General features: G+C 69.7%; 16 protein-coding genes. 14 read left to right on the forward strand and 2 right to left on the reverse strand.

The window, feature by feature from the left end:
* The first annotated feature begins 41 nt into the window (after positions 1-41).
* The 7 genes from M2317_RS04985 (at position 42) to M2317_RS05015 (ending at position 8,518) form a co-directional block, all read left to right on the forward strand.
* Positions 42-1,052, forward strand: a complete 1,011-nt coding sequence (locus tag M2317_RS04985; protein ID WP_429457897.1) for a LacI family DNA-binding transcriptional regulator — start codon at positions 42-44, stop codon at positions 1,050-1,052.
* 95 nt (positions 1,053-1,147) lie between these two features.
* Positions 1,148-1,867, forward strand: a complete 720-nt coding sequence (locus tag M2317_RS04990; RefSeq protein ID WP_429457899.1) for an L-ribulose-5-phosphate 4-epimerase — start codon at positions 1,148-1,150, stop codon at positions 1,865-1,867.
* Complete coding sequence (locus M2317_RS04995) at positions 1,864-3,462, forward strand: xylulokinase (RefSeq protein ID WP_429457901.1); 1,599 nt, start codon at positions 1,864-1,866, stop codon at positions 3,460-3,462. The genes M2317_RS04990 and M2317_RS04995 overlap by 4 nt, the downstream gene beginning before the upstream one ends.
* A gap of 11 nt (positions 3,463-3,473) precedes the next feature.
* Positions 3,474-4,991 carry an L-arabinose isomerase gene (gene araA, locus M2317_RS05000; protein WP_429457902.1) on the forward strand — a complete coding sequence of 506 codons (1,518 nt, stop codon included), beginning with the start codon at positions 3,474-3,476 and terminating at the stop codon, positions 4,989-4,991.
* The gene (locus M2317_RS05005; protein ID WP_429457904.1) at positions 4,991-5,914 is read left to right on the forward strand and encodes an aldose 1-epimerase family protein; all 924 of its coding nucleotides are present in this window, start codon (positions 4,991-4,993) and stop codon (positions 5,912-5,914) included. The genes araA and M2317_RS05005 overlap by 1 nt, the downstream gene beginning before the upstream one ends.
* A 17-nt stretch (positions 5,915-5,931) precedes the next feature.
* Entirely contained in the window at positions 5,932-7,206 is a 1,275-nt protein-coding gene (locus M2317_RS05010; protein WP_429458708.1) for a glycoside hydrolase family 27 protein, read from the forward strand.
* Between the two features lie 283 nt (positions 7,207-7,489).
* Positions 7,490-8,518, forward strand: a complete 1,029-nt coding sequence (locus tag M2317_RS05015) for a LacI family DNA-binding transcriptional regulator (RefSeq protein WP_429457905.1) — start codon at positions 7,490-7,492, stop codon at positions 8,516-8,518.
* A gap of 4 nt (positions 8,519-8,522) precedes the next feature.
* Here the strand turns inward: M2317_RS05015 and M2317_RS05020 are convergent, their stop codons facing one another.
* Both M2317_RS05020 and M2317_RS05025 read right to left on the reverse strand, forming a co-directional pair.
* Entirely contained in the window at positions 8,523-10,664 is a 2,142-nt protein-coding gene (locus tag M2317_RS05020) for an alpha-galactosidase (protein ID WP_429457907.1), read from the reverse strand.
* The gene (locus M2317_RS05025) at positions 10,661-11,686 is read right to left on the reverse strand and encodes a LacI family DNA-binding transcriptional regulator (protein ID WP_429457909.1); all 1,026 of its coding nucleotides are present in this window, start codon (positions 11,684-11,686) and stop codon (positions 10,661-10,663) included. Before M2317_RS05025 ends, M2317_RS05020 begins: the two co-directional genes overlap by 4 nt.
* A 284-nt stretch (positions 11,687-11,970) precedes the next feature.
* Here M2317_RS05025 and M2317_RS05030 point away from each other — a divergent pair, with 284 nt between their 5' ends.
* From M2317_RS05030 to M2317_RS05060, 7 genes are all read left to right on the forward strand, one after another.
* A complete protein-coding gene (locus tag M2317_RS05030) occupies positions 11,971-13,296 on the forward strand; it encodes an ABC transporter substrate-binding protein (RefSeq protein WP_429457911.1) in 1,326 nt (441 codons plus the stop codon).
* 19 nt (positions 13,297-13,315) lie between these two features.
* The gene (locus M2317_RS05035) at positions 13,316-14,308 is read left to right on the forward strand and encodes a carbohydrate ABC transporter permease (RefSeq protein ID WP_429457913.1); all 993 of its coding nucleotides are present in this window, start codon (positions 13,316-13,318) and stop codon (positions 14,306-14,308) included.
* Positions 14,305-15,204 carry a carbohydrate ABC transporter permease gene (locus M2317_RS05040; RefSeq protein ID WP_429457915.1) on the forward strand — a complete coding sequence of 300 codons (900 nt, stop codon included), beginning with the start codon at positions 14,305-14,307 and terminating at the stop codon, positions 15,202-15,204. The genes M2317_RS05035 and M2317_RS05040 overlap by 4 nt, the downstream gene beginning before the upstream one ends.
* Positions 15,201-17,666 carry a glycoside hydrolase family 2 protein gene (locus M2317_RS05045; RefSeq protein WP_429457917.1) on the forward strand — a complete coding sequence of 822 codons (2,466 nt, stop codon included), beginning with the start codon at positions 15,201-15,203 and terminating at the stop codon, positions 17,664-17,666. Before M2317_RS05040 ends, M2317_RS05045 begins: the two co-directional genes overlap by 4 nt.
* Positions 17,663-18,679: a glycoside hydrolase family 113 gene (locus M2317_RS05050; RefSeq protein ID WP_429457919.1), complete on the forward strand. Its 1,017-nt coding sequence runs from the start codon at positions 17,663-17,665 to the stop codon at positions 18,677-18,679. Before M2317_RS05045 ends, M2317_RS05050 begins: the two co-directional genes overlap by 4 nt.
* A gap of 104 nt (positions 18,680-18,783) precedes the next feature.
* Complete coding sequence (locus M2317_RS05055) at positions 18,784-18,921, forward strand: hypothetical protein (protein WP_429457920.1); 138 nt, start codon at positions 18,784-18,786, stop codon at positions 18,919-18,921.
* Between the two features lie 147 nt (positions 18,922-19,068).
* A complete protein-coding gene (locus tag M2317_RS05060) occupies positions 19,069-20,640 on the forward strand; it encodes a hypothetical protein (RefSeq protein WP_429457922.1) in 1,572 nt (523 codons plus the stop codon).

Consider the following 20,640-nt stretch of genomic DNA (forward strand, 5'->3'; position numbering starts at 1 on the left):
GACGGCGGGCGGATGGCTCCGCTGGCCATACACTCGACGGCGTGAGCGAGTCGATCAGCACCCAGGGTCGCACGGTCGGCGTGCGCGAGGTCGCGGTGCTCGCCGGCGTCTCGCGGCAGACCGTCTCACGCGTGCTCAACGACCACCCCGAGGTCGCCGCCGGCACCCGTGAACGCGTGCTCGCCGCGATGGACGAGCTCGGCTATCGCATGAACAACGCCGCCCGCGCGCTCGGCACACGGCGCACGCGCACCCTCGGCATCCTCGCGTCCGATGCCCTGCAGTACGGGCCGTCGCGGAGCATCGCGGCCATCGAGTCCAGCGCCCGCGAAGCCGGGTACTGGGTGAGTGCGGCCTTCGCGGATGCCGCGGACGACGCGGCCGTCGCCTCCGCCGTCAACCACCTGATCGCGCAGGGTGTCGAGGGCATCGTCGTCGTCGCGCCGCATGCGCGGACGCTGCTCGCACTCGACGTCTCACGCATCGGCATCCCCGTCGTCACCCTGCACTCCGCCGGCCGCGGTGCCCGAGGCCTGTCGGTCGACCACGCCGCCGGCGCGCGGCTCGCCGTCGCTGCACTGGCGGAAGCCGGGCACACCCGCATCGCGCATCTGGCCGGTCCCGTCGACTGGCTCGAGGCCGAATCCCGCGTCGAGGGCTTCCAGGCCGAGCTGGCCGACCGCGGGCTGCCGGCCGGGCGCGTGCTCGTCGGTGACTGGACGGCACGGTCGGGCTACGACGCGGCCGGCGAGATCCGCGACTCCGGCGCGACGGCCGTCTTCGCCGCGAACGACCAGATGGCACTCGGCCTGCTGACCGGGCTGCGCGAGATGGGCCTGGATGTGCCGGGAGACATCAGCGTGGTCGGCTTCGACGACATCCCGGATTCGGCGTACTACTGGCCGCCGCTCACGACGGTAAGGCAGGACTTCGGCGAACTCGCCCGTCGCGCCGTGGCCTCGTTGATCTCGGGGGCCGATGCCGCGGCATCCGATCTCGCACCCGTCGCGCCGGTCCTCGTGCCGCGGGCCTCCGTCGCGCCCCCGCGGTGAGCACCGGCCCACCGCCTTGACGCCGCCAGCCCCGCATGTCACACTACTGTGACCGGTCACAGTGACCGGTGATTCCGCTGCATGATGAGGTATCCGTGAGCAACGAAGCCCCTGTCTTCGCCCCTGAGATCGAAGCCGCCATCCAGACCGTCCGCGAGGACGTCGCCCGACTGCATGGCGAACTGGTCCGCTACGAGCTGATCGTCTGGACGGGAGGCAACGTCTCCGGCCGCGTCCCCGGCGCCGACCTGTTCGTGATCAAGCCGTCCGGCGTGAGCTACGACGACCTGACGCCCGACAACATGATCCTGTGCGACCTGGACGGCAACGTCGTCCCCGGCACTGCCGGCAGCGACCGGAGCCCGTCCAGCGACACCGCGGCGCACGCGTACGTCTACCGCCACATGCCCGATGTCGGCGGCGTGGTCCACACGCACTCGACCTTCGCCGTCGCGTGGGCCGCTCGCGGCGAGGAGATCCCCTGCGTCATCACGGCGATGGCCGACGAGTTCGGCGGACCGATCCCGATCGGACCATTCGCGATCATCGGCGACGACTCGATCGGCCGCGGCATCGTGCAGACCCTCACCGGTCACCGCTCGCGCGCCGTCCTCATGCAGAATCACGGCCCGTTCACGATCGGCACCGACGCGAAGGATGCCGTCAAGGCCGCCGTCATGGTCGAAGACGTCGCCCGCACCGTGCACTACGCCCGCGAAGCCGGCCCGCTGATCCCGATCCCGCAGGAGGCCGTGGACAGCCTCTTCAACCGGTATCAGAACGTGTACGGCCAGAGCTCGGACGCCCGCCGATGACCGCTTCGGCGGGCTCAGCGCGCGACGACCTCCTCACCGGCCGCACGAGCCTCGGCATCGAGTTCGGCTCGACCCGCATCAAGGCGTGCCTGATCGGCTCCGACGCCACCGAGGTGCTCGCCACAGGGTCGTTCTCGTGGGAGAACCGCCTCGAGGGCGGCCTCTGGACCTACGCGATCGACGAGGTGTGGCAGGGCCTGCAGGCCGCGTTCGCCGACCTCGTCGCCGACGCGCACGACCGCTACGGCGTGAAGCCCGTGACGTTCGCCGCGATCGGCATATCGGCCATGATGCACGGCTACCTCGCGTTCGATGAGGCGGGCGAGCTGCTGGTCCCGTTCCGCACGTGGCGCAACACCAACACCGGCGTCGCGGCCGCCGAACTGACCGAGCTGCTGGGTGTTAACATCCCGTTGCGCTGGTCGATCGCACACCTGCACCAGGCCGTCGTGGATGCCGAGATGCACGTCCCGGAGCTCGACTTCGTCACGACCCTCGCCGGCTACGTGCACTGGAAGCTCACCGGTGAACGGGTCCTGGGGGTCGGCGACGCCTCAGGCATGTTCCCGATCGACTCGGCGACCTGCGACTACGACGCCCGCATGATCGCGGCGTACGACGAGCGCGCCGCCGACCGGCTTCCCGCCTCGGTCACCAAGCTGCTGCCGGCGGTCCTTCCCGCCGGTGCTGCGGCGGGCACGCTCACGGCCGAGGGCGCAGCCCTGCTCGATCCGACCGGAGCGCTGCAGCCCGGCATCCCGCTGTGCCCACCAGAGGGCGACGCCGGAACCGGCATGGTCGCGACCAACTCGGTCGCCCCGCGGACCGGCAACGTCTCGGCCGGAACCAGCATCTTCGCGATGGTCGTCCTCGAGCACCCGCTCGCAGGCGTCCACCACGAGCTGGACCTCGTCACGACCCCCGCAGGTGACGCCGTCGCCATGGTGCACTGCAACAACGGCGCCAGCGAGCTGGCCGCGTGGGCAGGGCTGTTCACCCGCTTCTCGGCGGCCGCCGGACAGCCGCTGTCCGACGACGTCGTCTTCGAAGCCCTCTTCCGGGAGGCGCTCGAGGGCGAAGCGGATGCCGGTGGCCTGATCGCGTACAACCACCTCGCGGGTGAGCCGATCGCGGGCCTGACCGAAGGGCGCCCGCTGTTCGTCCGCACGCCGGACAGCGCCTTCACACTGGCCAACTTCATGCGCGCGCAGCTGTACGGCGTGTTCGGCACGCTCGCGCTGGGCATGCAGGTGCTCGCCGCAGAGGGCGTGGGTCTGGACCGCATGTTCGCGCACGGGGGGATGTTCCGCACCGCCGGTGTCGCCCAGCGCTTCCTGGCCGGAGCGCTCGACGCGCCGGTCGCGGTCGGAGAGCTCGCCAGTGAGGGCGGGGCGTGGGGCATCGCGGTGCTCGCGTCGTACCTCGCTCACGCGCAGGACGCCGACCTCGGCACGTTCCTCGAAGAGAGCGTGTTCGCCTCGGCATCCCTCTCCACAACCGACCCCGACCCGGCGGACGTCGCCGGGTTCGCCACCTACCTCGACCGCTACCGTGCGGGTCTGGCCATCGAGGCCGCCGCCACCGAGAACCTCTGAAGGATCCTGAAATGCCCAAGCTCACCACCTCCCTCGACGGCTACGAGGTCTGGTTCCTCACCGGAAGCCAGCACCTGTACGGACCCGAGACGCTCGCGCAGGTCGCCGACCAGTCGCAGGAGATCGCCCGCGTTCTGGATGCCGCGGGCGACGTCCCCGTGAAGATCGTCTGGAAGCCGGTGCTGACCGACTCCGCCGCGATCAAGAAGGCCGCCCTCGAGGCCAACGCCGACGACAAGGTCATCGGCCTCGTCGCGTGGATGCACACGTTCAGCCCGGCGAAGATGTGGATCGCCGGTCTCGACGCGCTGCAGAAGCCGCTCGCGCACCTGCACACGCAGGCCAACGTCGAGCTCCCATGGGCCGATATCGACTTCGACTTCATGAACCTGAACCAGGCCGCGCACGGCGACCGCGAGTTCGGCTACATCCAGACTCGCCTTGGCGTCCCGCGCAAGACGATCGTCGGCCACGCATCCGACCCTCGGGTCCAGCAGGAGCTCGGCACCTGGCAGCGCGCCGCAGCCGGCCTCGCCGCCTCGCGTTCGCTCAAGCTCGCCCGCTTCGGCGACAACATGCGCTTCGTCGCGGTCACCGAGGGCGACAAGACCGAGGCCGAGCTGCGCTTCGGCGTCCAGGTCAACACCTGGGGCGTCAACGAGCTGGCCGAGGCCGTCGCCGCGGCATCCGAGTCCGACATCGACGCCCTGGTCGCCGAGTACGAAGAGCTCTACGAGGTCGTCGCCGAACTGCGCAAGGGCGGCGAACGCCACCAGTCGCTGCGCGACGGCGCCGCGATCGAGATCGGCCTTCGGTCGTTCCTGGAGGAGGGCGGCTTCGGCGCCTTCACCACGAGCTTCGAGGACCTCGGCGAGCTGAAGCAGCTGCCGGGCCTCGCGGTGCAGCGCCTCATGGCCGAGGGCTACGGCTTCGGCGCCGAGGGCGACTGGAAGACGGCCGTCCTGGTCCGCATCGCGAACGTGATGGGTGCCGGCCTCCCCGGTGGCGCGAGCCTCATGGAGGACTACACGTACGACATGACCCCGGGTGACGAGCTGATCCTGGGCGCGCACATGCTCGAGGTCTCGCCGTCGCTGACCACGGCCAAGCCGACGCTCGAGATCCACCCGCTGGGCATCGGCGGCAAGGACGACCCGGTCCGCCTGGTCTTCACTGCGGATGCCGGACCCGCCGTCGTCGTCGCCATGAGCGATATGCGCGACCGGTTCCGCCTCACCGCCAACGTGGTCGAGAACGTCGAGCCGCGGGCCTCGCTGCCCAAGCTCCCCGTCGGCCGCGCCGTCTGGAAGCCGGCTCCCGACTTCAACACGTCGGCCGCCGCCTGGCTGACCGCCGGTGCTGCGCACCACACCGTCATGTCGACCGCGGTGGGGCTCGAGGCGTTCCGCGACTTCGCCGAGATGGCCGAGGTCGAGCTGCTCGTCATCGACGAGGACACCACGCTGGTCGAGTTCCAGAAGCAGGTCCGCTGGAACCAGGCCTACTACCGTCTCGCGCAGGGACTGTGATGTCGGCGGCCACGGAGCCGGTCTCCGGCGCGCAGTACGAGATCGCCGCGCACGGCTACCGCGCGGTCGTCGCGTCGGTCGGCGCCTCGCTGCGCGTGCTCGAGTTCGAGGGGCGCGACCTCGTCGTGCCGTTCGATGCGGATGAGGTCCGCCCCGGGTACCGCGGGACGACGCTCGCTCCGTGGCCGAACCGCATCGTCGACGGCCGCTACGCGTTCGCCGGCGTCGAGCACCAGCTGCCGCTGACCGAGCCAGGTCGCGGCCAGGCGCTGCACGGACTGTTGTCGTGGGCTGACTTCCGCCCGCAGGTCGTGGAGGCCGACCGGGTCGTGCTCGTCGCGGTCATCCAGCCGCAGGACGGCTACCCGTTCCGCGTCGAGGTGTCCAGTGAATACGCGGTCGACGCCGACGGTCTGCAGCAGACGGTCACGGCCCGCAACCTCGGTGCGGATGCCGCGCCGTGGGGCACCGGACCGCACCCGTACCTCGTGGCCGGCGACGGACGCGTCGACGACTGGACGTTCGCGCTTCCGGCATCCGAGGTCCTGACGGTGACGCCCGACCGGCTCAGCCCGGGCGCGGTCGAGCCCGTGACCGATCACCCGGAGTGGGACTTCCGCGCGGCGCGCGAGATCGGCGAGGTGTTCATCGACCACGCGTTCACCTCGCTCGATCGCGCGGGCGGCATCACCGAGGTGCGACTGACCGCGGCCGACGGCACCGGCGTCGCGATGCGCTGGGACGAGGCCTGCCCGTGGGTGCAGGTGCACACCGCCGACACCGGAATCGACGCGACGCATCGCATCGGCCTGGCGGTCGAGCCGATGACCTGCCCGCCCGACGCGTTCAATTCCGGCGTCGACCTCATCGTGCTGGAGCCGGGTGCCTCGCACGCGGCATCCTGGCGGATCGCCGCGCTGTGACCGTGTCGCGACCGCCGATGGGGTGGAACAGCTGGGACTGCTACGGCACCACCGTCACCGAGGCCGAGGTCATCGCCAACGCCGAGTTCATGGCCGAGCATCTGCTGCGCTTCGGCTGGGACACGATCGTCGTCGACATCGACTGGGCCGATCCCACCGCGCGGTCGCACGGCTACAACGCCGATGCGCCGCTGCACCTCGACGCGCACGGCCGGCTGATCCCCGATCCGGATCGCTTCCCGAGCTCAGCCGGTGGGGCGGGCTTCGGCCCCCTCGCCGCACGCGTGCACGAGCTCGGCCTGCGCTTCGGCATCCACACCATGCGAGGCATCCCGAGGCGGGCGGTCGCGCAGGACCTGCCGATCCTCGGCACCGATGTGCGGGCATCCGCCGTCGCTGAGGAGACCAACGTATGCGAGTGGAACCCCGACATGCTCGGGCTCGACCACGCGAACCCGGCGGCGCAGGCGTACTACGACTCGACCCTCGCGCTCTACGCCGAGTGGGGTGTCGACTTCATCAAGGCCGACGACATGCTCTGGCCGTACCAGGCCGCCGACGTCTCGGCGTATGCGACCGCGATCGAGCGCTCCGGACGCGACATCGTCCTGAGTCTGTCGCCCGGGCGCGACCTGTCGCTCGAGCGGCTGGATCACCTCCGCGAGCACGCCGACATGTGGCGCATCTGCGACGACCTGTGGGACCAGTGGTCGGATGTCGAGGCGAACTTCGCCCGATTCGCGCGGTGGGCTCCGTTCGCGGGACCCGAAGGCTGGCCGGACGGCGACATGCTGCCGCTCGGGCGCATCGGCATCCGCGCCGAGCGCGGCGAGCCGCGCGACGACCGGCTCACCCCGGACGAGCGCGTCTCGCTGCTGACGCTGTGGATCATCGCCCGCTCGCCGCTCATGATCGGCGGCGATCTGCCCTCGTCCGATCCGGCGACGATCGCGCTGTTCCAGAACGCGGACGTGCTGTCCGTCCTGTCGCGCTCGACGCGCAACCGCGAGGTCTTCCGCGAGGGTGCGCTGGTGCTGTGGGCCGCGGATGGTGCGGACGGCGAGCGCTACGCCGCCGCCTTCAATCTCGGATCCGCCCCGATGGATGCCGTACTGGATGCCGGAAACATCGGCTTCCCGGCATCCGGTGTCGCGACCGAACTGTGGACAGCGCGCGCGGTGCCGCTCGAACCGGTGGCCGTGCAGAGCGATGCCGCACGCGGAGTGGCCCCGGGCAGCGCCGTCCTGCGCGTGGCTCTGCCGCCGCACGGCGCGGCGCTCCTGCGGATCTGACGGGGCGCGGCGACCCCCGAAGTTCCCGTCGCAGTTGGTGCTGTTTCGGTGATCGTCAGCGGTGCTCCCGTCGCAGTTGGTGTCGCTTGGCCTCGGTCAGAGCGGCACAGACTGCGACCGGAATCCCGCTCGTCGCCGTGGAAGCGGCACAGGCTGCGACCGGAACCGGCGACGACGGGGCACATTCGGCCCCGCGAGACGTGCGTAGCGGCGCGAGGCGCAGCCTCCCGGCCGAGCCTCATCGCGCAGAAGAAGTCTCGCGGGTTGGGCGTAGGGTTCAAGAGTGAGCAGGACCACCGGGCGCGTGACGATCGCGGACATCGCGGCTCGCGCCGGTGTTTCGATCGGCGCCGTCTCGTTCGCGCTCAACGGCCGCAAGGGCGTCTCGGCCGAGACCCGCACACGCATCCTCGCCGTCGCCGACGAGCTCGGCTGGGCGCCGGCGAGTGCGGCGCGTTCGCTCGCCGGGGCGAAGACCGCGACGTTCGGGCTCGTGCTCGCCCGCGACCCGCGCAATCTCGGCGTCGAGTCCTTCTACATGCAGTTCCTCGCCGGCATCGAGACCGAGCTGTCGCTGCGCAATCACGGCCTGCTGCTTCAGGTCGTCCCCGATCTCGAGAGCGAACTCGAGACTCTGCGCGGCTGGCACAAAGCCCGCCGTGTCGACGGCGTGATCGTCACGGACGTGCGAGTCGACGATCCCCGCATCGACTACCTCGCCAAGACCCCGGCCCTCCCCGCCGTCGTCGTCGGCGACCCGAGCGTCGCCGAGGGGCTGACGACGGTCGGCACCGACGACGCGACTGCCGCCCGTGCGGCGGTCCGACACCTCGTCGAGCTCGGCCACCGGCGCATCGCGCGCGTCGCCGGCATGGTCGAACTGGCGCACACCCGCATCCGGGACGATGCCTTCCTCGACGAGATGCGGATTCTGGATGCCGAGCCCATCGTGCTGCACACCGACTTCACCCCGGCCGAGGGCGTCGAGGCGACGCGGTCGGCGCTGACCGCTCCGGACGCCCCGACCGCGATCATCTACGACAACGACATCATGGCGGTGGCTGCACTCGGTGTCGCCGCACAGCTCGGCATCCGCGTCCCCGATGATCTCTCGATCATCGCCTGGGACGACTCGGTGCTGTGCCAGCACACGTACCCACGTCTCACATCGCTGAGCCATGACGTCGTGAACTTCGGCGCGCACGTGGCGCGGCGGCTTTTCGACGTCGTCGGGGGAGCGGCGCCCGAGGCCGATCTCGACTCGACACCGGTGCTGCGTCCGCGCGAATCCACCGGACCGGCGCGGCCGTAGCCGGTCAGTCCACCGCGGTCAGGTGCAGCAGCAGCGCCTGCGCCGGCCACAGGGTCGGCAGCTGCAGGCCGACCCTCTCCAGCACGGCACCGGGAAGGGTGATCTCGCCCGCGCGCACCCATGGCGGGACGACCCAGCCACCCTTGGTCTCGCCGATCTCGTCGCGAACGCGCACCCGGTAGCGCCGATCTGGGTCGAGCCCGGGGAAGAGCAGCCGTTCGGCGCGGGCATCCTCGACGCTCGCGACGGTCGCGACGACGAAGACGGCGGCCGCGGCATCCGGCGTCACGTGCCCCGTCACCCGCCAGGCGCCATCGCGCAGGTCCGGGTGCACCACGCGCCCGCCGTGCACGATCGGGCGGAGTTCCTTGTACAGGGCCGTGAAGCGTCCGAGCGCGGCGGTCTCCTCGGCGTCGCAGCCGAGGATGTCCCATTCGAGCCCGGCACAGCCGAGCAGGCTCGTCGCGATCCGGTACGACAGGTCGGTGACGCGGCCCGAGCTGTGCGACTCGGTCGGCCCGACGTGCGCCCCGACCAGCTCGGGCGGCAGCAGCAGCCCGGTCCAGCGCTGGATGTCCTGCCGCTCGATCGGGTCGTTCGAATCGCTCGCCCAGACCCGGTCGGTCACCTGCAGGATGCCGAGATCCGTCCGGGCTCCTCCGCTGGAGCAGGATTCGATCTCGAGACCCGGATGCCGGGACTTCAGCGCGGCGATCAGTTGCAGGACGGCCGCCGTCTGGGCGTGGGATCCGGGGATGCCGTCGTGCACGCTCTCGATCAGATCGCGGTTGTGATCCCACTTGATGTAGTCGATGCCGAGCTCGCCCACGAGGGCGCTCATCTGCTCAAGGATGTGCGCCGCGGCATCCGGGTTCGCGAGGTCGAGGACGTACTGCGTGCGCCAGCTCAGCGCGGGGTCGTGCGCGAGATGCCGCGGGTCGTGCAGCAGCCAGTCCGGATGCGCGCGGGCGAGATCGGAATCGAGGCTGATCATCTCGGGTTCGAACCACAGCCCGAACTGCATGCCGAGGGCGTGCACCCGGTCGGAGAGCACCCCGAGCCCGTCCGGCCATGCCACGGGGTCGACTATCCAGTCGCCCAGGCTGGTGGTGTCGTCGTCGCGGCCGACGAACCAGCCGTCGTCGAGCACGAAGCGCTCCACGCCCACTTCGGCGGCGCGCTCCGCGAGCGCGATGAGGCGGTCGGGTGACTGACGGAAGTAGACCGCCTCCCACGTGTTCAGCGTGAAGGGCCGGTCGGTACGCGGATGCTGCGGGCGCGACCGCAGCCAGTCGTGCACGCGCGCCGCCATGGCGTCGAGGCCGTCCGCGCCGTAGGAGAACACGACCGTCGGTGCGGCGTACGCGGAGCCCGGCTCCATCACGAGTTCGCCCGGACGGAACAGCTCGCCGCCGCCGATCAGCGTGACGCTGTCGGTCACGCGATCGGTGCGATAGGTCGTGTCGCCGGACCAGGCCACGTGCGACGCCCATACGCGTCCCGAGCGCCAGCGCGGTGCCGCCTCGGACGCGATGAGCAGGGTCGCGGCATCGTGCCCCGGGCGTCCTCGGCGGGATTGGCGGGCGAGCGACCCCACGGGGAACCCGGTGGTGACCGGGCGCTTCTCCCTGCTCCACCGGCCGTCGAACGTCGTCAGATGCGAGACGGTCGTCGGAACGGGGAGCGTCGGCTCGAGCCACTCGACCTCGACGGCCGAGGCGTCAGACGCGCCACGGTGCTCGAGGGATGCGTCGACGAGCACGAGCCCGCCCGGTGCGATGGCGATGCGCTGGGTCAGTACGAGGCCGCTGGAGGAGTCGTGGGCGCTCACGTCCGCCGTGTCGGCGGTCGCCGTTGCGCTCACGAGTGTCCACCGCGGATGGTGCAGACGGCCGTCGCGGCGCAATTGCACACCGGGGCGCCCGCTCCACCCGTCGGCCTCCGCGGGCAGGAGATTCAGCTGCACCGGGGCATCCAGCGTGCCCGGCGCGCTCTGGCGCCCCACGGCGTCGGCCGCGGCCTCGAGATCGGTCGTGCTCAACGGGCCGAGCGCATCTCCCCAGTGCAGGATGCGGGGCAGAGCAGTGCCACGGGCGTCGACGACGAGGCCGACACCATCGCGTTCCAGCGTGAACAGCGCGCTCATGCGGTGTTCCCTTCCTGCGGCGGACGCTCGCCGGTGCCGCGCTCGATGATCCATGTAGGGAGTTCGATGCGGCGAGGAGGCCCGGCGGGATCCTGCATCCGCTCCATCGCCAATCGTGCGGCCTGACGGCCCATCTCGACCGGGTCGTAGGTGATCACCGAGACGCCGATGACATCGGCGGTGTCGAAGTCGTCGAAGCCGATCAGAGCGGTGCGCGTGTCGCCCCGCTCGCGCATGGCGCGCAGCGCTCCGATCGTCATGCGGTTGTTGCCGGTGATGATCGCGGTCGGGGCGTCGTCCGAGTCGAGCAGATCTCCGACGGTGGTCTCAGCGCGTTCCGTGCGATCGTCGCTCAGGCGGCACCACGCGTCCGTGTCGGGGATTCCCGCCTCCGCCATCGCGGCGCGATACCCCGCCACGCGATCGACCTGGGTGGAGACGCTCGAGGGGTTGCAGACGTAGCCGATGCGGCGGTGCCCGAGCGCCAGCAGCCTCCGCGTCGCCTCGTGCAGGATCCGGCGGTTCTCGAGGACGATCGCATCGGCGAGGACGTTGGTGGCCGCGCGGTCGATCGAGATCACCGGAGTGCCGAGCTGGCGCTCGCCTTCGAGGTACGCCTGGTCGTCCGCGACGGGGATGATCAGCAGCGCGCCGACGCGCTGCCCGAGCAGGGCGTCGACCACCCGCGACTCCCCCTCCGCGGTGTCGTCGGTCGTCGCGAGCAGCAGATGGTGGCCGTGCGGGGCGATCTCCGCCTCGATGCCGGAGGCGACCTTGTAGTAGAACGGGTTGCCGAACTCGCCCATCACGAACCCGACGGTGTCCGTGCCGCCGCCGCGGCGCAGATGCTGGGCGAGCGTGTTCGGGCGGAAGCGCAGGCGCGTCGCCGCCGCCTGGACGCGATCGGCGGTCGCGGCGCCGACGAGCTCGGGCTGGTTGAACACCCGGGAGACCGTCTTCGCGCTGACTCCGGCCAGGCGCGCGACATCGTCCAGGGTGGCTCGCGGCTGCACAGTCGTCATCGGAAGGGCTCTCGTTCGGAGGCGTGAATGCGGTCCATCGTAGCCATGAATCGGGTGATGACAACGACGGACAGCTCGTCCCGTCGAGCGAGGGGATGGGAATGCCGACAGGAAAATAGCAGATCAAAAGCCGAATCGAGGGCCCAGTTCTCGACTATCGTACGACGGATATTGCACTAAAGCGCTTTACAACTCGCCGAGTCTGTCCTACGCTGACATCCACATCCGGCGATCAGGGTCCTCAGATCCGCTGGCCGGCTGCCACCACATCAAGGGAGATTCACATGGCATCACGCAAGGCAATGGCTGGCCTTGTCGTCGCAGCGACGACCACCGCGCTCCTGCTCACGTCGTGCTCGAGCGGCGGCGGGACCGGGACCGACGCGGGGAACACGATCGACGGCGAGGTCAAAGGCGACATCAAGGTCGTCACCTGGCGCACCGACCTCGTCGAGGACGGCACTCTCGAGGCGTACGCCGAGGAGTTCAACAAGGAGTACCCCGACGTGAAGGTCACGTTCGAGGGCATCACCGACTATGCGGGCGAGATGCTCACCCGCATGAGCACGAGCAACTACGGCGACGTCATCGGCATCCCCGCGATCCAGCCAGACCAGTACGAGCAGTTCCTCGAGCCGCTCGGCGACACGGCCGATTTCGAGGACACCTACCGGTTCCTTCCGGCGGCGAGCTACGAGGGCACCCAGTACGGCATCGCCTTCGGCGGCAACGCGAACGGCGTCGTCTACAACAAGAAGATCTTCGAAGCGGCCGGCGTCTCCGAGCTGCCGACCAGCGAAGACGAGTGGCTGGACGCACTGCAGAAGGTCAAGGACTCGACCGAGGCCGTTCCGATGTACACGAACTACAAGGACGGCTGGCCGCTGACTCAGAGCTTCGGCAACCTGGGCGGCATCACGAACGACCCGGATGCTCCGATCACCCTCGCAGAGGACCCGGCGCCGTGGACCGAGGGCACCGACATGTACGCGATCGACGGTCTGCTGTACGAGACGGTCGCCGCCGGTCTCACCGAGGCCGACCCGCTGACGACGAACTGGGAGCAGTCCAAGGTCGACCTCGGCACGGGCAAGATCGCCACGATGCCGCTCGGTTCCTGGGCCATCTCGCAGATCAAGCAGGCAGCCGAGGACAACGGGGCCTCCGCGGACGACATCGGCTTCATGGCCTTCCCCGCCAACGTCGATGGCACCCAACTGGCCGTCATCGGCGGCGATTACAACCTCGCCGTCAGCAAACACTCGAAGTCGAAGGCCGCCGCCTGGGCGTGGATCCAGTGGGTCGTGTCCGAGTCCGGCTACACCGAGACGCAGGGCATGGTCTCTCCGCTGAAGGATGCGCCTCTGCCCGATTCGCTCGCCGATTTCGAGGCGGCCGGCGTCGAGCTCATGGAGATCAACGCGGCACCCGCCGGCAAGGAGGGCCTGCTGAACGAGGTCTCCAGCGACTCCCAGATCGACCTGTACGGCCCGATCTACCGTCAGAAGCTCATCGACGTCGCACGCGGGGCAGCCGACGGCGACAAGGAGAGCTACTTCGCCGAGCTGAACGAGCGCTGGGGCGCTTCGGTCGAGAAGCTCGCGGGCTGAGATAGAGGGCGGCAGAGACATGGCCATCGCAACACCGGGCGCGGCACCCGCGGACAGCACTGCCGCCCTCACGACACCCGCACGGGCGGGTCGGTTCGGCGGCACGCGCCGTCGGACCGACCCGACCCGCAGCGGGGCGGCGGGCAAGAGCCCGCTCCAGAAGCTCACCCCCTGGTTCTTCCTCGCCGGGGCGGTCGGCCTCCTCCTGCTGTTCACCTACTGGCCGGCGCTGAACCTCTTCTACTTCAGCGTCACCGACTGGGACGGCATCGACCTCGAGAAGAACTTCATCGGGCTGGACAATTACATCGAGGTGTTCACGGATCCGCGCATCTTCTCGGTGTTCGGCGTCAGCCTCTACTACTTCGCGGCGTCGTTCGCGCAGATGGCGATCGCGCTGTACTTCGCCACGATTCTGAGCTTCTCGACCAGGTTCTCGAACCTCTTCCGCGGCATCCTGTTCTTCCCCTATCTGATCAACGGCGTCGCGATCGGGTTCGTCTTCCTCTACCTGTTCCAGCCCGGCGGCACGCTCGACACGGTGCTCGGCTGGTTCGGGATGGTCGATCCGCCGCAGTGGCTCGGTGACCCGGACATCGTCAACTGGTCGCTGTCGGCGACGTCGGTCTGGCGCTACACGGGCATGAACTTCGTGCTCTTCCTCGGCGCCATCCAGTCCATCCCGCACGAGCTCTACGAGGCGGCCGACCTGGACGGAGCGAGCCGGTGGCAGCAGTTCTGGGCCATCATCTTCCCCGGCATCCGACGCGTGATCGGACTGTCGTTCATCCTCGCGATCTCGGGCAGCCTGGCCGTCTTCGAGATCCCGTTCATCATGACCGGCGGGGCGAACGGCTCCGCCACCTTCGTGATCCAGACCCTGCAGACCGCCTTCACATTCCGCAACGTCGGACTCGCATCCGCCATGGCGGTGGTGCTGCTGGCGATCGTGCTGGTCGTCACGTGGGTCCAGCGCAAGGTGTTCCCCGACGAGAAGGTCGACCTGACATGACCACCACGACCGATCGCACCATGCCGGTGCGCACCACCCCGCCGCGGACGATCCGTGGACGCTCGTTCCTCGATCGCCTGAAGGGCGGCAGCGCCACCACGGCGAAGTACACGAGCCTCGTGATCGCGGCGATCGTCACGCTTCTGCCGCTCTCGGTGCTGCTGTTCGCGAGCATGAAGACCGCCCCCGAGTACGCGCAGACGGGCCCCTTCGACCCGCCGGCGAACTGGCTGAACTTCGAGAACTTCGTCACCGCGTTCACGAGCGGCAAGATGCTCGAGGGCTTCGTCAACACCACGATCGTGCTGGTGGTGTCGCTGGTCGGCACCATCCTGCTCGGCACCATGGCCGCGTATGCGCTGGATCGGTTCGAGTTCCGCGGCAAGAAGCTGGTGTTCGCCCTGTTCCTCGTGGCGACCCTCATCCCCAGCGTCACGAGTCAGGTCGCCACCTTCCAGCTCATCAACGGGCTCGGCCTGTACGACACGAAGGCCGCGCTGATCCTGCTGTTCATGGGCACTGACATCATCGCGATCTACCTGTTCATCCAGTTCATGCAGTCGATCCCCGTGTCGCTCGACGAGGCGGCCATGATCGACGGCGCCAACCGCTGGACGATCTACTGGCGGATCGTGCTGCCGCTGCTGAAGCCCGCGATCGCGACGGTCGTCATCATCAAAGGCATCGCGGTGTACAACGAGTTCTACACACCGTTCCTCTACCTCCCGTCCGAGGGCATGATCTCCACGTCGCTGTTCCGGTTCAAGGGGCCGTTCGGTGCGCAGTGGGAGGTCATCGCCGCTGGCACCGTGCTCGTCATCATCCCCACCCTCATCGCCTTCCTCCTGCTTCAGCGCTGGATCTACAAGGGCCTCACCTCAGGAGCCGTCAAGTGACACTCGTTCGCACCCCGCTGCATTCCGACTGGACCGTCCGCGCCTCGCACGGACCGGCGCCCGAGGCCATCGACGGGCGGATCATCCCCGCCGCGGTCCCCGGCGTCGTGCACATCGACCTGCTGGCTGCGGGGCTCATCCCGGATCCGTACCTCGACGACAACGAGTCGCTGCTCGCCTGGATCGGGCTGGTGGACTGGACGTACGAGACGACCTTCGAGTGGTCGCCGGACGAGCGCACGCGGCACGATCTCGTGTTCGACGGCCTCGACACGGTGGCTCGGGTGCGACTGAACGGTCATGTCGTGCTCGACGCGGCCAACCAGCACCGCACCTACCGCATCGACGTGCGCGAGGCGCTCGTGGCGGGCACCAATCGGCTCGAGGTCGCGTTCCGCTCGCCCGTGCGGCACGCGAACGCGGTGAGTCAGGAGCTCGCCCCCCGGCCGCGCGCGTACCCGACGCCGTTCGAGGCGATCCGCAAGTCGGCCTGCAGCTTCGGCTGGGACTGGGGCATCGCGACCGCGACGAGCGGGATCTGGCGTCCCGTGCGCCTCGAGTCGTGGTCCGTCGCCCGGATCGCCGAGGTGCGCGTCGCCGCCGACCGCGCCGAGCAGGGCGGGCGTCTCACCGCCCGTGTGCTGATCGAGCGAGCGGATGCCGCCGACACCGCACCCCTGACGCTCGGCGTCTCGGTCAACGGCCGTACGGAGTCGGTGGAGGTCGCGGGCGACAGCGCCGACGTCGCCCTCGACGCGCCGGATGCCGACCTGTGGTGGCCGATCGGCTACGGCGAGCAGACGCTGTACACGGCATCCTTCACCCTGTCGGATGCTGATGGCGCGCGCGACGAGACCGAGCGTCGGATCGGCTTCCGGTCCGTGCGCTGGAACACCGAGACGGATGCCGAGGGCACCCCGTTCACCCTGGTCGTGAACGACCAGGAGATCTACGTCAAGGGTGTCAACTGGATCCCCGACGACGCGTTGTTCCCGCGCGTCGACCGGGCGCGTTACGAGCGCCGCCTTCGCCAGGCCGCGGCCGCGAACCTGAACCTCGTTCGGGTCTGGGGCGGCGGGATGTACGAGTCCGAGGACTTCTACGAGCTGTGCGACGAGCTGGGTCTGCTGACCTGGCAGGACTTCCTTTTCGCCTGCGCGGCCTATCCCGAAGAGGAGCCGATCCGCAGCGAGGTCGAGGCCGAGGCGCGCGACCAGATCGTCCGGCTCTCGGCGCACCCCTCGCTCGTGCTGCTCACCGGCAACAACGAGAACATCTGGGGCTACGAGGACTGGGGCTGGAAGCAGGAACTCGACGGGAAGACGTGGGGCGCGTACTACTACTACGACCTGTTCCCGCAGCTCGTCGCCGAACTCGCCGCGCACGTGCCGTACAGTCCCGGCAGCCCGTTCAGTCCTGGCGGGCAGCATCCGAACGCCGAGCCGCACGGCACCATGCACCTGTGGGAGCAGTGGAACCGGCAGGACTACCTCACCTACCGCGACCACGAGCCGCGTTTCGTCGCGGAGTTCGGCTGGCAGGGACCACCGGCGTGGTCGACCATGACCCGTGCGATCTCGGATGAGCCGCTGACGCCAGAGTCGCCCGGCATGATCGTGCACCAGAAGGCGATGGAGGGCAACGTCAAGCTCACCCGCGGTCTGCTGCCGCACTTCCGCGTGCCGGCCGACACCGACACGTGGCACTGGGCGATGCAGCTGAACCAGGCGCACGCCGTGCGTTTCGCGCTCGAGCACTTCCGTTCGCTCGCGCCGCACAACTCGGGCGCCGTCGTGTGGCAGCTCAACGACTGCTGGCCGGTGACCTCGTGGGCCGCCGTCGACGGTGATGAGCGGCTGAAGCCGCTGTGGCACGCGCTGAAGAACGCGTTCGCGCCGCGGGTCGTGACGATCCAGCCGCGCCCTTCGACAAGCTCAGGGACGGAGGCGGACCTCGGCGTCGTGCTCGGGAACGACACCGCTGCGGACTGGAGCGGCGACCTCCTCGTGCGCCGCGTGCGGTTCGACGGCACGGTTCTCGCCGAGCAGACGGTGCCGGTCACGGCATCCGCTCGGGGGGCCGCGACCGTCACGATCGCTCCCGACGTGGCGACGGCTCAGGATGCCGCGGGCGAGCTGATCGTGGCGAGCATCGGCGGGGCCCGCGGGTTCTGGTACTTCACCGAGCCGCGGGATTCGCAGCTGCCGGCGGCCGACCTCTCGGTCGAGACGGTCGCGGTCGACGGCGGCACCGAAGTGCGGGTGACGGCGAACAGCCTCGTGCGCGACCTGGCGGTGCTGGCGGACAAGGCGCATCCGGAGGCGTTCACCGAGGATGGCCTCGTCACGCTGCTGCCGGGGGAGACCGCGACGCTGCTCGTCCGGCACGCGGTGCCGATCGATGCTGCGGCGCTCGGGTCGGCGCGCGTGCTGCGCACCGCGAACGAGCTGGTCACCCGATGACCGGCGGCGCTTCGACAGGCTCAGCGACCGAGCTCGTGAGCTCCCCCGAGGGCGCCCCGAGCATGTCGAAGGGGGCAGGCCCGCTCAAGGGATACGTGGCCGGCATGACGTGGGGCTGGACGGGCATTCGCGGTACCTGGGCGGCGGACGCGGCATCCGACTCCATGGCAGCGATGGTCGACCACGGCGTCAACTGGACCGCGCTCGCGTACGCGGTCGAGCAGGCCACCGCCCAGTCGACCGAGATGCCGTGGGATCAGGCGCCGACCGTCACCGAGGAGGAGATCGTCGGCGCGATCCGTCGGGCGAAGGCGCACGGGCTGCAGGTGTGCCTGAAGCCGGTCGTCAACGTGAGCGACGGCACGTGGCGCGCCTACATCGGGTTCTTCGACTGGGACGTCCCCGGTGAGCCGAGCTGGGGCGACTGGTTCACGTCGTACACCGCGTTCATCCTGCACGCGGCCCGCATCGCCGAGGCCGAAGGCTGCGAGATGCTCTGCATCGGCTGCGAAATGGTACGAGCGGATGCCCGCGAGACCGAGTGGCGCACGCTCATCGCGGCCGTCCGCGAGGTCTACAGCGGCATCGTCACCTACAACTGCGACAAGTACCAGGAGGATCACGTCGCCTGGTGGGATGCCGTCGACGTGATCACCTCCAGCGGCTATTACCCGATCGACCGGTGGGATGCCGAGCTCGACCGCATCGAGAAGGTCGTCGAAGCATCCGGCAAGCCGTTCTTCTTCATGGAGGCCGGCTGCCCCTCGCGCACGGGATCGCCGGACAAGCCCAACGACTGGAGCCTGCCTGGCGAGCCGTCGGGCGAAGAGCAGCTGCGCTACTACCGCGCCATGTTCGCGGCGTGCGACGCGCGGCCGTGGATGCGCGGCTTCATGCTGTGGGACTGGCCGCCCGCGCTGTACTCCGAGGCGGAAGCCGCGGCGAATGACGACTACTGCCCCTACGGCAAGCCGGCCGGGCAGTTCCTGCGGGAGACCTACACCGGCCGCTAGCCCCCCGTTCGAATCGCTCGAATGACCCTTCCCTGACCGGACAACGGGTCATTCGAGCGATTCGAAACCGAACAACAAGGAGATTCGACCGGCCCGCCGGCTGGGTGCAGGATCCGGGCACCGTCGCGATCGATCTCACCACCATGAGCGCCGAATGCCAGGCGCTGCTCGGCGACGTGCATGGCGTCGATGTGTTCGTCAACGAGGGGCACCACGAGCTGGAGGAGGTCAGCGCCCGCTGACTCGAGGCGCGGTTCAGGTCCGTCACGCTTCCGGTGCGACGGACCGGCAGATCTCGGGCCTCCGGTCGTGCGCAACGGCATCGCTGGTGACAGGGCGGGGATCGACGGATCCCGCGGGGGACTCGCGCTTGGTCCTACGATGAGTTCGTGAACGAGACGCCGGAGAACTCCCAGCCCACGCCGCCTTCCGCGCCGGATCAGCCGGGTGCAGGTGATCACGGGTTCGAGGCCGTCACATCCTCGGGTTCGGTCGAGCCGGTGGCGCCGGTCCGGCCGGTGGCGCCGGTCGGGTCGGATGCTCCGGTCCAGGAGCCGGATGCCGCCCCTGACGTGCCATCGCAGGATGCCGCCGCTGCGGCATCCGCGGCATCCGACGCACCCCAGCCCCACGCGGCCCAGCCGGGCGCGACGCCCCCCGAGTCGGTGGCGCCCGACGCCCCGTCGGAGCCGGTGCCGTCGGCCGAGGTTCCGGATCAGCCGTACCCAGCTCAGCCATACCCCGCGCAGCCGTACCCTGGTCAGCCGAATCCCGGCGACCCGTACGCCGCGGCCCCCGGAGCGGTGCCGGCGCAGCCGTATCCCGGTGCGCCCGCCCAGGCGTACGCCGCGGCCGCCTACCCGGCCCCCGGTTACGATCCGAATGCGCCCGCATACGATCCGAACGCACCCGGTTACGATCCGAACGCACCCGGCGGAGTCCCGCCCTACGGCGGTTACCCCGGCGCCGCTCCCGCGCCGCGCAAGCCGCTGTCCAAGGGCGCGCTCTTCGGCATCATCGGCGGCGCGGCGGCCGTCGTGCTCATCATCGCCGCGGCGATCATCGTCCCCGCGTTGCTGCGCGGCCCGGCGGTCACGGCATCCGACGTGGTGGAGAACTACCTGACCGCACTGTCCGAGGGAGACGCCGAGGCGGCGCTCGAGTACGTCGACACCTACGGCGATGACGCCCTTCTCACCGACGAGGTCCTCGCGGCGTCGCTCGAGCTCGGAGCGATCGACGACATCGAGGTCGAAGACGTGTCCGACAGCGACGAGTTCGAGACCAGCGTGCCCGTCACCTTCACGATCGGTGGCCAGGAGGTCTCTCGTGACTTCCTCGTCTACAACTACACCGGCGACGACGAGGAATGGCACATCGCCGATGCGCTGATCTCGGTCTCCGGCTTCTACGGCTTCGAGGGCCTCGGTCTCACGATCAACGGCGCCGAGGCGCCCGAGAACGCCGCCGTCTTCCCCGGCACGTACGAACTCGCGCTCGGCGTCGAGCAGTTCACGATCGAGGGTGACACCACGACCTTCGTGGTCGCCTCCGACGCGGATGCCGAGGCCCTGTGGGACCTGCGGCCCGCGATCACGGAGGAGGGCACCGCCCAGTTCCGGTCGCTGGTGCGCGCATCGGTCGAGGAGTGCGTCGCGATGAACACCCTCACCACGCCCTGCGGTCTGGACCTCACCGGCATCGACCTCGACGGCGCCACGCCGGTGGACGGCACGGTGACCCGGACCATCACCGCCGAGGGGCAGGCGACGCTCGACAGTCTGACGGCCGAGGTCTCCTCCGGAGCGATCGTCACGTCCTACGACTCGGTCGACGTCGAGATGACGCTCCAGGGAGACCAGGGCGGCTCGCGCATGGACTTCGAGGTCCTGTTCGGCGGGTACCTGAACTCGCCGACGGTCGACTTCGCCGCCGAGACGCCCGTGGTCACCTGGGAGTGA

The sequence above is a fragment of the Microbacterium sp. ZKA21 genome (assembly GCF_050434165.1).
Taxonomy (GTDB): Bacteria; Actinomycetota; Actinomycetes; order Actinomycetales; family Microbacteriaceae; genus Microbacterium.